This is a genomic window from Exiguobacterium sp. s183, from assembly GCF_018617655.1.
GTDB lineage: Bacteria > Bacillota > Bacilli > Exiguobacteriales > Exiguobacteriaceae > Exiguobacterium > Exiguobacterium aestuarii_A.
Map to the genome: position 1 here is coordinate 118367 of NZ_JACSKN010000002.1, position 14971 is coordinate 133337.

Here is a 14971-nt window from a genome sequence, read left to right on the forward strand (position 1 = left end):
GTTTATCCCTCCTTGACGACCTGTCTCGGGTCGACGCTACCTTTCCATACTTCACGTCGAACGTAATCCGTATAAGACAAAAGGATGCGTACGACCTTGTCTGAGACGTTCGGCATACTGTAGTCGTTGACGAGTCGTGGACGTGGTTGTGACAAGACTACAGAGATGCCTTGGAGGATGCGCTCTTTCTCGAGCCCGACCATAAGGACAGCCCCTTCCTCCATCGCTTCAGGACGTTCATGACTCTCGCGGATATTGAGACCTCGCAACCCGAGAATCGAAGACTCTTCACTGATTGTCCCACTATCACTGAGGACCGCCTTCGCATGGAGCTGTAAGTGATTGTAGTCGATGAAACCGAGCGGCTTGAGCAACCGGACGTGCGGATGGAACGTGATATTCAACTCTTGGATCCGCTTCATCGTGCGTGGGTGTGTACTCACGATGACGGGAAGGTCGTACACGTCAGCTACCGTATTCAAACTGTCCACGAGCGCGATAAACAACTTGTCCGAATTGATATTCTCTTCCCGGTGAGCCGAGACGAGGAAATAGCCCTCCCGCATCAAGCCGAGTCGGTCGAGCACGTCCGACTGTTCGATGGCCTCGCGCTTAGAGTGGAGCACTTCATACATCGGACTCCCAGTCTTGATCACCCGTTCTGGCGGTAACCCTTCACGAAGCAGATATTCCCGGGCAATATCGCTATACGTCAAATTGATATCCGACGTATGATCCACGATTTTACGGTTCGTCTCTTCCGGGACGCGCTGGTCGAAGCAGCGATTGCCCGCCTCCATATGGAAGATTGGAATCTTCCGTCGTTTGGCGGCGATGGCCGTCAAGCAAGAGTTCGTATCGCCTAAGATAAGGACCGCATCCGGACGCTCCTGTTCTAAAATCGGATCGATGTGAATCAAGATGTTGCCGATTGTCTCCATCGGACTACCGGTCGCGGCATTTAAAAAGTGGTCTGGCTTTCTTAGTCCAAAATCTTCGAAGAAGACCTCATTTAATTCGTAGTCATAGTTTTGTCCGGTATGCACGAGGATATGCTCGATGGCTTCAGATTGTTCAAGTTTATGAAGGACGGCCGACAGACGAATGATCTCGGGTCGCGTCCCGACGATGGTCATCACTTTGAGCTGTTTCATCTTGCACCTCCATGAAATAAGTATCCGGACGATTCGGGTCAAACGCTTCATTGACCCACATGACCGTCACCAAATCTACCGTTCCAACGTTTTCGATACTGTGTGTATAGCCGACCGGGATATCAATGACGCGCATCATCTCACCCGTCACATAATACGAATGGACGACGTCCTCCCCGAGTTTTCGAAAGTGAATGTTCGCTTCCCCGCTGACCACTAAAAACTTTTCGTTTTTCGTATGATGCCAGTGGTTCCCTTTCGTGATCCCGGGCTTGGCCACATTGACGGAAACTTGACCGCGGTCAGGTGTCCGAAGGAATTCAGTGAACGAGCCCCGGTGATCCTCGTGCTTTCGTAAGTCATATCCGAATGCGTCGACCGGCAAGTAGCTGAGATACGTGCTATAGAGCTGCTTCGTGAAGCGATCATCGAGCGCAGGGACGGCTAGATTCTTCCGACTATCGCGGAACGTATAGAGAAGGTTTGCCAAACGCTCCAGCGAGACGGGGTCATGTGTGTCAACCATCTGATAGCCAGGCTTGACCGGATGTTCCAACACGTTCACGAAAGCTTCCACGACGTCGTCGATATAGGCGAGCGTGACGGTGCGATTCGGATCATGAATCTCGACTGCCTCTCCTTTGGCGACCCGGTCACAAAATGTGGCGACGACACTGTTATAATCCGGTCGACTCCATTTCCCGAACAAGTTCGGAAGTCGATAGATCATCACCTGACGTCCGGTACGGGTCACTTCATCTAGTAGCAACTGCTCGGCTTGACGCTTGCTTTGTCCATATGGGTTGTCGAGCTCGGCTTGAACAGAAGACGCGTAAACGATTGGTGCCGAGTTATCGACTTGAGTGAGGACATCGAGCAGATGTTGCGTCAAGCCGACATTCCCTTCGAAAAACTCGCGTTCCTCTTTCGGACGATTCACCCCAGCCAGATGATAGATGAAGTCTGCTTCACGACAGTAGTTCATGAACGTCTCCTCGTCCGTATCACGTGTTTGAGCAAACACTTCATGCCCGGCCGCTTCGAGCGTCACCCTTAAATTCTTTCCGACGAACCCGTTCGCGCCTGTGATGAGAATCTTCATGAGACTTTCACCCAGCTTTTCAACTCTTGTTGGATATAAGGAAGTTTCATGAGCAGTTGTTTCACTTGTTCGACATTCAGTTGCTCGGTGTTCGCCGAATTATACTCGCCTTCGACGGTCAATTTTTGACTGCCTTCGCTGAAGTATTTTTCATAGTTCAAGTCTCGCGTATCCGCTGGTACCCGGTAAAATCCGCCCATGTCTTCGGCGACCACATTCTCTTCTCGCGTCAAGAGTGTCTCGTACTGTTTCTCCCCGTGACGTGTCCCGATGACTTTAATCGGGTTGTCGACACCGAACAGTTCGATGAGCGCTTGTGCCAACGTTCCAATCGTCGAGGCCGGTGCTTTTTGAACCATGATGTCTCCTGCGTGTGCGTTTTTGAAGGCGAAGACGACGAGTTCGACGGCGTCTTCTAAACTCATCAAGAACCGTGTCATGAATGGATCCGTCACCGTCAACGGCTCACCTCGTTTGATTTGTTCGACGAAGAGTGGGATGACAGAACCGCGTGATGCCATGACATTGCCGTAGCGTGTCCCGCAGATGAGCGTCTGGTCGGGACGAACCGCTTTCGCTTTCGCCACGAACACTTTTTCCATCATCGCCTTTGAGATGCCCATCGCATTGATCGGATAGGCGGCTTTGTCCGTCGAGAGACAAATCACTTTTTTCACGTGTTGCTCGACGGCAGCCGTTAAGACGTTATCTGTACCAAGTACGTTCGTCTTGACCGCCTCGAGCGGGAAGAACTCACAAGACGGGACTTGTTTCAATGCTGCTGCGTGAAAGACGTAGTCGACTCCGTACATGGCGTTACGAACGCTGTTCACGTCACGGACGTCACCGATATAAAATTTGAGCTTATCGTCCTGATAAAGCTTACGCATATCGTCTTGTTTCTTCTCATCGCGCGAGAAGATACGAATCTCTTTAATGTCCGTTTTGAGGAAGCGTTGCATGACCGCATGACCGAACGACCCAGTCCCTCCTGTGATGAGTAACGTCTTATCTTGAAACATTGCAGATCCTCTCCTTCATGATGTAAATGGCTTCTATCGGTGATTGGAAAACTATTGCAATGAGTGGATATTAACGTGATACCCTTCTCCTACAAGAATCTGAAAGATATGTGTATCATTTTTTTGAAAGATGGCTTAATGGCGCGTTCCCATAATTAGAAAAAGCATCCTCGATTGGGATGCTTAAGATGATCGGCGTAATAACCCGGTGATGAGTTGTTTTTCATCCTCTCGAAACGTGAAGAGCCACAAGACGAGGATGTAGGCGGCACCAAGCACCCCGGCTTTCAGTAAGAAGAGAAACAGTGAATTGACGGGAAACGTTTGCTGAATCATCCAGCCTGCCACACCCAAGACGATGAGAGCCGGCATAATCTTGAGATGACACTCTTTAAAGAAGCGCCACATGTTCAGCTGAAGAATCCGGAGATAGACCCAGTTCATAAACAAGATGGTGCCAAAGACATTCCCGATTAAGATAGCGACGGCCGCCCCAATGGCCCCGTAATGCGGCGATAAGATAGAAGATAAGATGACGCTGACGAGTGCGACAATCAAAGAGGCGAACGCCCGATATTTAATTTGGTTCGTCGCAATCAATGTCGTGTAGGCAATCTCTTGAGTCAATGTGATGAACCCTGGGGCGATCAAGAAGAGCGCCACCCAGTAAGACGTATGAAACGATTCGCCGACCCACAGTCGAATAAACTCTTGTCCCATCGTCATGAAGCCGACGATGATCAAACCGACAATGTACAGTTGAATCCGCCCGACCCGGATCAGCAAGTTTTCTAAATCCCCGTGCCGGTTACTCGTCGTCATCCGTGTGACTTTCGGAAGGAAGAGCGAGCCGATGGCCGAGGAGATGGTCCAAACGTATCCTTCGATGACCATCCCGATGGAGAAGAGTGCGATGGAGGCACTCCCCGCGACCGCACCCAAAATGGTCGGGGTGATGTTGAGGATGAATCGCTGCGCGAGTGCAATCAACGTCGTCCAAGACGAAAAGGAGAAGATGTCCCGATACATCGTGCGACTCGAATAGAGGAACTCGACGACGGTATCCGTCCGTCGCATCAAGTAGAGTCCTTTCCCGATGATGATGGAGAGTCCGACGAGCGCGTTGACGAACACGAGCGCATATAGTCCATATCCGAGGAGGAGCGCCCCAATCATCAAGACGACCGTGAGCACTTTTTCAGATAAGTTGAACCAGTTCAAGACGACGAACCGTTCATTCGCAATCAAGATGCCGTTGAACGGTTTTGTCGGAAAGAGGACGACGATATAAAAGCCGACCATGATATAGAGCGTCTTCAATGTATCGATTTCACTCGCGGACAAGCTCGCATAAATCGTCTCGATCATGACGTATACGCCGACGAGCACGAGACCGATCAAGATGGCGATTCCCGTGAACAGTTTGAAGGCGACACCTAAAAAGCGAGACGCCCCCTCTTCGTCACCGAGTGCGTGATAATTGGATAAGAAGCGCGATACGGCCGCTTCAAGCCCGAAGTCGAGAGCGAACATGCTGACGAGCGAGATGGACAGCATATAAAGTCCGTAACTGGCTTGTCCGATTTCAGCAATCATCCACGGCGTATAGATCAACCCTGCTAAAATATTGAAGCCGATGGCGGTATATGACATGAGGGCACCGATTTTGATTTGACGTGAGCTGCGTTGTTCATCGAATTCCACTTTCGTCGCCATTTCGACTTCCCTCCTTTATTTTTGCTGCCAGAAGAATAGATAAATCGGTTCGTTCCGGACGAATAAGAAGAGTAACGCTGTGATGGCCACGTAATAGATGAGCAGGCGCTCCCTTCGGTCAAACGATCGTAAGATTTCTGGAATGAGAAGCATGATAAAAACGGAGAAATATTGAACGACGCGCATCATCGATGGATTGATGAATGTGAGCGGTAAGAAGCAGAGTGCAAGCAACAAGGCGTTGATATAATGGACGGCATACGGGTTGTTCGCAATCATCTCGTCTTTACGCCAGACGGCGACGATGGTGATCAAGAGGAGGAGTAACGAAAAGTTGAGCGTCCCTGCTCCCGCATAGTAATCGTATTGGTCATACCCGCTGATGATCCGGAACAGTTCAAACAGTTGTCCTCTGAAGACGAATAAGAACGGGATGAGCGTCCCCATGAAGAGAAGATAACGGCTCGTCAATTGCTTGTTGGCTAAGAAATAAAACGGGATGAAGACGAGTGCTGATTTATGAATGGTCGCTGCGAGAAGGACGATGAGTAGGAATGGCCAAAACCGACGCGCCTTCACGAACCCATAACCGATCATGACAGCGATGGCCGTCGCAATCGTCTGACGGATTCCCGTAATGGCGAAGAACGCATAAAATAATGTCGAAAAGATGATAAAGCTAAGTAATGGTTCCGTCGAGTTGCGATAGATCCAAATCCCGAACGGTACAAGGAATAGAATCGCGACAATGAGCAAGTACCATTGGTAGTTATCTGTCACGAGCTGGGTCGCTTTTTGAAGAACGAAGTAGCCCGGGTCTCGCTCGTCCCCGCTCTCGAATAAACCGCTCATGAAGTTGTTGCCGATCTGCTCCCACGACATGACCTTCGACTGGTCATACATCCATTTGTACTGCATCGTATCCGCCCCGACACTCAGATGCCGGAAGCCAGACAACACGATCCATTGAACGGTCGCGATGATCACGAACAACAATTTCCCGTTTCGAATGCCGTCATCGCGAAGGAGTAACGCTGCCCAAGCGATGAGGAGAATGAGGTTGATCAAATAGATGAGCATGTCGCCCCTCCTTTTCGTTAGCGATAACGTAAGTCCATGACACCGCGATAGACAGACAACGCCCGATGATATAAATAGGATCTACCTTGTAGCCACCTCTGCTCCCGGTAAGATAACAGACGATGACCGTCGTAACGTGTCATCAACTCTTCCCGCACATCAGGTGCGGTAGAGCGATAGATAGCTCGAAAGACTGTCTTTTGCTTGGAAGGTGACTCAAGCCGTTTCAACAACTGTTCAAAGAAGCGCCGTGACTCGATCGGGGCCACATCCGAAATCCGCTTCGTCTGCTGTTTCGGATGAACGCGCGATTTGACATAAGGGTTGGTCGTCACGAGAAATTCGTATCCGGCAAGCGCCATATCGACCCAAAGCACCCAGTCTTGGATATAGCGATAGTTCGTCGGGAACATCCCTGCCTCTTCAAACGCCTGCTTCGGGACGAGTAATGCACACCCGCTCAGACACGCCTCTAACATTAAATAATCAAACATCTCGTCACTCGTGTAAAAGCCTTTCGTACGCTTCCGAAGTCGTTGAATCGGGCGCCCGACCTCATCAATCAAGTCCGTCCCACAAGATAGAATCGTCTTCTGTGTGGAATCCATTCGGTCGAGGAGTTTGATTTGATGTGCGATTTTCTCAGGTGTATATAAATCATCGTGACTGAGCCACGAGAACCATTCTCCTCGCATCTTCTCAATCCCAAGGTTCAAGGCGGTCGATACGCCACCGTTCTCCTTCTCAAAATAGCGAATGCGATCACCGAACTGTTTGGCGATGGCTGCCGTCGCCCCACCATCCGTCGACCCATCGTTCACGACGATCACTTCAATCGGTTCGTACGTTTGAGCGAGTGCACTCTCGATCGTCTCGTTCAAATAGTCCGCTCCATTGTAGACGGGGATGACGATGGAGACGAGTGGCTGTGCCATAGTGAATCCCTTCCTTTCTGATGGATCAACTCCTGATAGACGTCCAAGTAGTCTGCGACGCGATGTTCCATCCGAAACGCCTGATGGGCATGGGTGACACACGCTTCCGTATAAAACCCTTTTCCATCTCGTTTGATTCGCTCGATCGCATCGACGAGAAGTGCCGGATGACTGCCGGATACGACAGATCCGCACGAGGCCGGGACGAGCTCTGGATTTGCCGTCCCATCTAAGACAATCGCTGGCGTGCCACACGCCATCGCTTCTGCCGTCACTTTCCCGAATGACTCTTCTTCAGATAAGTTCAAAAAGACATCGGCGAGGGCATAATATTCTGCGAGCTCTTCCGGACGGTTCGTCGACGGGATGTGGATGATGTGTTTTGGTAACTCGATGTCTGGCATCGCACCGACGAGTAGGATGGTGACGTCCGGGAGCCGTTCCGCCAAATCCATCCACTTGGACAATCCTTTCGAGTCATCCCAAGAGCTCGCTACCCCAAGGAGCACAAAGCGATTCGTCAGCCTGAGTCTCCGCCGCAACAACGCCGTATCCCGTGGACGGAAAATATCGGTGTCGACCCAGTTATAGATTCGACGAATGATCGAAGATTGCCCGAGAAATGAAAACCTAGCCTCCGTCGTGATCCAATCCGATACACCGATGACAGCGAGTCGAGGAATCGCTTGAAACCACGTTTTCTTGTCTTGCCACATCCGCGCGGTCCGATCGAGTCCCCAACTCGGATTATCGAGGGCGAGTCGTGGACAGTTTCCGCACCCAGATTGCCAGCGGTCGCATCCTGAACTCGTGTAATGCGTACATTTACCGGTATAAAACCAGCAGTCATGCAGCGTCAGGACCGTCGGCGTGTCGGTTTCAGCTAACCACGTCAACAGCGTCTCCAAATGCATATAGTTGGAGTGGAGGTTGTGCAGATGGACGACGTCAGGTGGATTGGCTTCTAATCGACGGATCAGCTCTTCCGTCGCTCCTTTCGAGGCATATCCTTGCTTGCCGGTCAGTCTCGACAAGAAAGCATGACGCTTTTGATCGAACGGCGAGCCGATTCGAATACCCGTCTCACTGTCCGGTCCTGTCGCATAGGCAACGATACTCTCATGACCAGACTGATTGGCGATGGTCGAGAGCTCTTTACAAATTCGTCCTGTGCTCTTTTCCTCATTGATCGCGTTAATGTGTAAGATGCGCATCGTCCTTCGCCTCCTCTCCTGGCTCAATCGTATTTGTAGTGATAATGACGTTCTTTTCCTTTGTCTCGCTTATTCATGACAAGACCGAGGATGTTCGCACCCGACAGTTCAAGCTGCTCTTTCGCTTTCAACACATAGTCTCGGTTCGAGTTGTCGCAACCGATGACAAGGATTGTCCCGTCCGCCTCACTCGCGACAATCCGACTGTCCGCGACCTGCATGATGGGTGGCGCATCTAAGATGATCATGTCATACGATTGCTTGATCTCTTCAAGCACCCGTTTCATCATCGGAGAAGCGAGTAATTCCGAAGGGTTCGGAGGAATCGGTCCGGCCGGCAGCATATACAGCTTAGGTACTTGGGTAGCCTGGATGGATCGCTCGAGCGTCGTCCGTTTGGCGAGCACAGTCGAAAGCCCGAGTTGCCCTGGAAGTTGGAAAGTGAAATGGGCTGTCGGTTTTCGCATATCGCAATCGACGAGTAAGACACGCTTTCCTAGCTGCGCATAGACGATGGCCAGATTGGAAGCCGTCGTCGATTTCCCCTCTCCTGGTGATGCGGACGTGACCACGATGGTTTGTAAGTCCGCTCCAAGCGAGGTGAATTGTAAATTCGTCCGAATCGTCCGATATTGTTCAGCGATGGGAGACTGTGGATTCACGAGCGTGATCAAGCTGCGTTTCGCTTCACGAACTTTGTCTTGTGTCTTTGGTAGGTGGAACATTTGTCTCGTCTCCTTTCGCCACTGGATTGACGTCTTCTTTTACAGGTTCCGGTTTCGACCGCTTCGCGGCCATGTCTCGCTTTTCAATCACTGGAATGTTTCCGATGACCGGTAACGCCAGTAGCTTCTCCGCTTCCTTCTCATCACGGATCCGTTTGTCGAACGTGTAACGGATGAGGGCGAGCACACTTCCGATGACAAACCCGACAATCAAACCGATGCCTGTATACATGACCGTACTCGGTGCAACGGGATCGCTCGGCACGTCAGCAACCGATAAAATCCGGACGTTATCGATATTCATGAGATCCGGGATTTCATTGGCGAATACTTCCGTGATGACGTTCGCGATATTCGCGGCGACGACCGGGTCGCTATACTCGACGACGATATTGATGACTTGGGATTCTTCCTCACTCTCGACCAACAACACTTCGCTAATATCATCCGGCGCGTTCGCCACTTGCTCCTGTACCTCGTTTAAGATGGCAGGACTCCGCATGATGACACGATACGTATTAATCAACGAGAGCGATGACGAGACCTGGGTACTGTCGACAACGTTTGAGCCGGCTTCTTGCTTCGGTACGATCAGCACCTGGGTCGATGCTTCATACGTCGGCTCGATCACATATTGACTGACATAATAGGCCGCTCCTCCGATGATCATGACCGTCAAAAGAATCAACAGTTTACTCTTTTTAAAGACAGCGAGTAAATCCGATAGGAGCATCGTCTGACTATTCACGGGTGAACCCTCCTTCAACTATTCAGCTGCATTTCCTAGTGTCTAGAATCTTGGTGTGCTTACTACTTACCCCCGCTCTTCTGACAAATCAAAAGAAATGATGACCATCTTTTTATAAACTATCAGGAAGGACGTCGATTCCTGAACGTATCGTAAATCTGCTTCATCTCCTCATGGGAACGCTCGACATCAAACGCCTTGGCTGATTGTGAATTATGCAACCCCATCTGATGAGATAGCTCGAAATCCAGTCGCATCGTTCGAATGGCGCGTGCGAATCCTTGAATATCGTTCGGGGCACACTTGAAACCGGTCACCCCGTCGACCGAATAATCGTTGATCCCATGCACGTTCGAGGTGATGATCGGTAACCCTGCCGCCATCGCCTCAAGCGCCGCCATCCCGAGCCCTTCTCGTTTAGATGGGAAGACGAAACAGTCTGCCGCTTTCATCACTTCAAACACGTCATCTCGGAAACCGAGGAGCTGTACTTGATTCGTGAGGTTCGTCTCTCGAATGACTCGCTCTAATTGAGGTCTCGCGTCCCCAGTCCCGGCAATCCAGTAACGGATGCTCGGATCACCGAGTTCGGCAATCGCTCGAATGATGGTCTCGTGATTTTTGTTCTCGTTCAATTCTCCGACGGACAGTAAGACGAAATCGGTATCGGTGTCCACCCCGAGCGACTGACGTTTCAACGGGCGATTGATATGAACCTGTTCGATTCGTTTCGTGTCGACCCCGATCCCTGGAATGCGGAACGTGTGCGTCGTTTTAAATGTCTGTGCTCTCGAAAAGTCTTCCTGATTGATCGTCACGATGGTATCGGTCAATCGGGCAAGTGTCCGTTCGACCGGATAATAGAGCATCCAGTTGAGAGAAGGACTGCCTTTGAAGAAGTGGAACCCGTGAGCCGTGTACATGCATGGCGTATCTGTCTGTCTTGCGACAAGGCGACCAATCACGCCACCGATCGGGGAGTGACAATGAATGAACGCATACGACTGTGCCGTCATGACGCGTTTCAATTGTTGGAATGCCCGAACATGCCCGTTCATCTTTTTGATGTCTCGCTCGAAGTCAATTTGAAAAAGGGTGACCCCTTCCTCCCGTAAACTTTGTTTGACGCGTTCGACCTTTTCTTCGCTATACATACTGCCCCATTCAAAATTCGTGGCGACGTGCACCTCGTATCCCATGTTTTGAAGGGTCCGGATGTTGTCACGGTTAAAACTTTCAATCATCGATACGACCGATGCGACCATGAGGACTCGTTTCATGTTCGACGCCCCCTCACACGCGTTTCCGCAAATAGTTCACGCTGCGGAGCATCAGGACGAGTGGTACGGTCCGTTCGTGCTTACATAATTGGAAGAACGTCCGCCACTTCAAATCGAAGTAACGCATATCCATCTGGGAATACGCCTCTTTGTATTCTTTTTGTTGGAGCACTTGTCGCAACACTTCAGCTTGTGCGAACAGTGGTTTGTTGGAACTCAATTCGTTTAATCCGATCCCAATCATGCTGAGTGCGATCCGATTATAGAGGGCACGCGTATAATCTTCTCCGAGATCATGTTCTTCAATGTACGTCATGAGCATGTGGAAGAATTCGAGTCGTGAGTTCACGAGATTACGTTGATAAACACTCGTCTCAGACTGTCCGTTCGTCTTACGGTAGTGATAGATCGGATAATCGATGTAAATAAAGCGTTGGCAATGTTCGAGTGCCTGAATTTGAAAATAGAGGTCGACAAATGAACCGTACGGACTACGGAACGAGAGATGACGAATCAAATCCCGATGGTACAAGGTGATACAATTCGAATTCAGCGCATCGACCGTCTCCGGATGTGCCAGTTCTTCCCCGACGAGTCCGAACAAACGACGATGGACGAAACGTCTCGTCTCTTCAGCGTTGTACGATAAGAAATCTGCCTCAAAGATACGCTTCGGTAAGGACCGTCCTTCATACTCACGGACGTACGTGCCCATGACAGCATCGGCGCGTTCTGTTTCTGCATGTGTGACGAGAAGCCGAATCGCATCAAGATCTAACCAATCATCGCTATCGATGAACATCATGTATTCACCGGTCGCCATTTGAAGACCCCGGTCGCGGCAGAATGAACAACCACGATTCGTCTGGTCAATCAGAATGACGCGTGGGTCATCATCAAATTCCAGCATGATGTCGAGACTTTGATCCGTACTGCCATCATTGATACAAATGATTTCAAGGTGGGGATACGTCTGATTGACGAGACTGTTTAAACATTGACGTAAAAAAGCGCTCGTGTTGTAAATAGGCACGATGATACTGACGAGCGTGTCAGGACGTTGCATGTGCGTTCACTCCTTCTTCGGTGCAGAGTCATGGTGTCGGTGAGTTACTATAACTCGTTGTTCCCATTCGATTTTTTGAATAAATACGAATTGAAATGAGTAGCGAATAATTTTTTAGTGAATTATCATAAGGGCCTCTTTTGAAGCGGCACAACAAAAAAACAGACCGAATATTTCGGTCTGTCCCTCGTCACGTGGTAGATGGTTGTTCATTCTGTAGATTTGCGAGCACATTCTGGAAGAGTCGGTTGTTCACCTGATCCGATACATAGGAGTTGTGTGGCGTGAGACTCACCCACGCAAACTCATACAACGGATGACTCGGTTGAATCGGCTCCGTTTCGAACACGTCGAGCGCGACGCCGAAGAATTTTCCTTCTTGGAGCGTCTCGACAAGTGCATCCTCGTCGATGATTGCCCCTCGTGCCACATTGATGAGGATCGCATCTTCTTTCATCGCCGCAAGCGCATCCCGATCGATCAGATGATACGTCTCGTCCTTGAGCGGTAACGCCAAAATGACGACGTCGCTCTCTTTCAACACATCATGGAGTTCGTCCAATAACACATAGCGATCGACAAACGGCACGTCTTTTTCACGGTGCCCGACACCAATCAGATGCATATCAAATGCGCGCAGTCGTTTGGCGATCGCCTCACTGACGTTGCCGACACCGAGTAGTGTGACCGTCTTGCCCGTCAATTCAAGTAACCGCCGTTCTTTTTCCCATTGTCGGTTTTGTTGCTTCTCCCGAAACGCAGCCCCATGTTTCATAAAGTCGAGCAATTGCCAAACGACCCATTCCGCCATCGGCACGGCATATGTATCGCCGGCGTTATAGATGCGGATACCTCTTTCTTTTAAGGCTTGAACAGGTAAACGGTCAAGGCCGGCACTCACTGCTTGAACGACCTTCAATCGTGGAAAATCTTCAAGCGCCCGATCAGCAAACACGTTTTGGCAGACGAGCACCTCCACTTCAGATACATCTCGTTCTTGAATGTCCGACTCTTTTTCAAGAATGGTGACGTTGTGGCCTAACTGTTCAAGTCGTGCTTGTTGGTCGAGGGATAGACGCATCCCTGTCACCCATACGTTCATGACAACATTCCTTTCTGTTGTTGTATTTCTAATGTGATGGCTTGAACTTCGTCGACGAGCCGTAGACGATTTTGTTCAAACCATTCCACAGGCATCGTTTCGAGTTGTTGCTCATATGCCCTAATTCTCCATACCCCTTCTCGGAACGTTTGAGCCTGCCGTGACGACACTTTTGTCGCATTTCCGATATTACAGAAACTCCGAGACAAAATGACGCACGACGAACCGAGGCGGACATGCTCTGGAATGATTCGCTCGGCAGGCACCCGCCCCTCCCCGATTCGGGCGATCCCACCGAAGCCATACGGGATACCGGCATCACGGATTTGCGTGACAATCGCTTCGACGAGTCCATTCGTGAGCGGTTCAAATAGAAACGCCTGACCATAACTCAAATGAAGATCGTTCAGTCCGATATGAATCGAATCGATTCCGTGTAAACGTAATACGTCCGGCATGCACGCGACCGCTTCTTTCGTCTCACAGAGAAGACAAACTTTGACGCGCCCCCCGACCATGTCGATAAATGTCTCCACTTCAGCTACCGTTTTATAATATGGCAACATCAATATGTCTGCACCACGAAAAATCGCTTCGTTTATTTCGAAACGTGACCCTGCATGAATCGGATTGATGCGGACGAGCAACATCGCATGTTTCAAGACGGAGCGGATGCGACTGACATCGTGCATCGAATGTCTTGAAATGACCGTGTCGAGATGTCCCTGTCGTTCCTCTTTCCCATTCAATTCTAAATCCACAAAGATGAGATCGACTCCGTTTTGTTCAGCTAACTGTGCAACTTCTGGTTGATTCGTAATGTACATAAACGCCAAAGACATCGTCCTAACCCCCTTTTACAAAATCACTACGATTTGAAATTAGCCATCGCCAAAAACAATGAAACAGAAAAAAATAGCATCTTTTTGAAACGACATACGTCTTGCAAAATAGCATTCCAAATTCATGCTCGCCAATTCTTTTCCGTTTTGTTTGAAATCAAGAGATTCGGCAATACTGTCATTACAGACAAATCATTTCGACATTTTTCGGCAAGAAGGGGTGACTTCCAGATGGAATGGATTGTGATTTTTGGTGCAGGTGGTCACGCGCAAGTATTGATTGATATGTTGGAACTGACAGGGATTTATCGAATTGCAGGCATTTATGATGATAGTCCACATTTAATCGGTAAATTCATTCTTGGATATCCAATCCTCGGGAGAATCGGTTCAAACACGGCTATCCGAAAAGGAATCATCGGAATTGGGGACAATGATCAACGCGCACTCATTGAGCAGCGAATACGAGAACGAATGCCAGACTTTGAATTCATCTCTGCCGTTCATCCTAGCGCCATCATCGGCAAAAATGTCAAGATTGGTCCAGGTGTCGCTGTAATGGCCGGAAGTGTCATCAATCCGAACACGCGACTCGACGCACACAGTGTCGTCAACACGATGTCTTCTGTCGACCATGATTGCCACCTCGCACCGTTTTCTTCTGTGGCGCCTGGTGCTCACCTTGGTGGCAATGTTCGTCTTGGCGAACGCTCTTTCATCGGAATGGGCGCGACAGTCATCCATAATATTCACATCGGGTCCGATACCGTCGTCGGTGCCGGCGCGACCGTCGTTTCCAACTTACCGAGCCAAGTCATTGCGTTCGGGACGCCGGCCAAAGTCACACGGAAGCGTGACATCCAAGAGAAATATCTATAGGTAAAAAGTTCCAACCGTCATTCATCAATCGGTTGGAACTTTTTATTATTCTCATATATCTTTTGTCACATTATGTCGCATCCTTTATGAAACATAAATTTTTCGA

The 14971-nt window shown here is 49.8% G+C and carries 14 protein-coding genes; 1 reads left to right on the top strand and 13 read right to left on the bottom strand.

Going from position 1 to position 14971, the window contains the following annotated elements; genetic code table 11:
• Positions 1-2: 2 nt before the first annotated feature.
• The 13 genes from wecB to KNP62_RS06210 form a co-directional block, all read right to left on the bottom strand.
• Positions 3-1154 (bottom strand): non-hydrolyzing UDP-N-acetylglucosamine 2-epimerase, encoded by a 1152-nt coding sequence (gene wecB, locus KNP62_RS06150; protein ID WP_214784371.1) that lies wholly within the window; start codon positions 1152-1154, stop codon positions 3-5.
• Positions 1081-2256, bottom strand: a complete 1176-nt coding sequence (locus KNP62_RS06155; RefSeq protein ID WP_214784374.1) for a polysaccharide biosynthesis C-terminal domain-containing protein — start codon at positions 2254-2256, stop codon at positions 1081-1083. The genes wecB and KNP62_RS06155 overlap by 74 nt, the downstream gene beginning before the upstream one ends.
• Positions 2253-3278, bottom strand: a complete 1026-nt coding sequence (locus KNP62_RS06160; RefSeq protein WP_214784377.1) for a polysaccharide biosynthesis protein — start codon at positions 3276-3278, stop codon at positions 2253-2255. Before KNP62_RS06160 ends, KNP62_RS06155 begins: the two co-directional genes overlap by 4 nt.
• A 183-nt stretch (positions 3279-3461) precedes the next feature.
• The gene (locus KNP62_RS06165; protein WP_214784380.1) at positions 3462-4994 is read right to left on the bottom strand and encodes an oligosaccharide flippase family protein; all 1533 of its coding nucleotides are present in this window, start codon (positions 4992-4994) and stop codon (positions 3462-3464) included.
• 15 nt (positions 4995-5009) lie between these two features.
• A complete protein-coding gene (locus tag KNP62_RS06170; protein ID WP_214784383.1) occupies positions 5010-6074 on the bottom strand; it encodes an EpsG family protein in 1065 nt (354 codons plus the stop codon).
• A gap of 17 nt (positions 6075-6091) precedes the next feature.
• Complete coding sequence (locus KNP62_RS06175) at positions 6092-7009, bottom strand: glycosyltransferase family 2 protein (RefSeq protein ID WP_214784386.1); 918 nt, start codon at positions 7007-7009, stop codon at positions 6092-6094.
• Entirely contained in the window at positions 6952-8223 is a 1272-nt protein-coding gene (locus KNP62_RS06180) for a glycosyltransferase (protein WP_214784389.1), read from the bottom strand. The genes KNP62_RS06175 and KNP62_RS06180 overlap by 58 nt, the downstream gene beginning before the upstream one ends.
• Positions 8224-8246: 23 nt before the next feature.
• Positions 8247-8948 (bottom strand): CpsD/CapB family tyrosine-protein kinase, encoded by a 702-nt coding sequence (locus tag KNP62_RS06185; RefSeq protein ID WP_214784392.1) that lies wholly within the window; start codon positions 8946-8948, stop codon positions 8247-8249.
• Positions 8911-9696: a YveK family protein gene (locus tag KNP62_RS06190; protein WP_214784395.1), complete on the bottom strand. Its 786-nt coding sequence runs from the start codon at positions 9694-9696 to the stop codon at positions 8911-8913. Before KNP62_RS06190 ends, KNP62_RS06185 begins: the two co-directional genes overlap by 38 nt.
• 122 nt (positions 9697-9818) lie before the next feature.
• Positions 9819-10976 carry a glycosyltransferase family 4 protein gene (locus KNP62_RS06195; RefSeq protein WP_214784398.1) on the bottom strand — a complete coding sequence of 386 codons (1158 nt, stop codon included), beginning with the start codon at positions 10974-10976 and terminating at the stop codon, positions 9819-9821.
• A 13-nt stretch (positions 10977-10989) separates the two neighbouring features.
• Positions 10990-12042, bottom strand: a complete 1053-nt coding sequence (locus KNP62_RS06200; RefSeq protein WP_214784401.1) for a glycosyltransferase family 2 protein — start codon at positions 12040-12042, stop codon at positions 10990-10992.
• Positions 12043-12232: 190 nt separating this feature from the next.
• Positions 12233-13144 (bottom strand): NAD(P)-dependent oxidoreductase, encoded by a 912-nt coding sequence (locus KNP62_RS06205; protein WP_214784404.1) that lies wholly within the window; start codon positions 13142-13144, stop codon positions 12233-12235.
• Positions 13141-13986, bottom strand: a complete 846-nt coding sequence (locus KNP62_RS06210; protein WP_214784407.1) for an aldolase/citrate lyase family protein — start codon at positions 13984-13986, stop codon at positions 13141-13143. Before KNP62_RS06210 ends, KNP62_RS06205 begins: the two co-directional genes overlap by 4 nt.
• A 231-nt stretch (positions 13987-14217) precedes the next feature.
• Between KNP62_RS06210 and KNP62_RS06215 the strand changes: the two genes are divergently transcribed.
• The gene (locus KNP62_RS06215; RefSeq protein WP_214784410.1) at positions 14218-14865 is read left to right on the top strand and encodes an acetyltransferase; all 648 of its coding nucleotides are present in this window, start codon (positions 14218-14220) and stop codon (positions 14863-14865) included.
• Positions 14866-14971 lie beyond the last annotated feature (106 nt).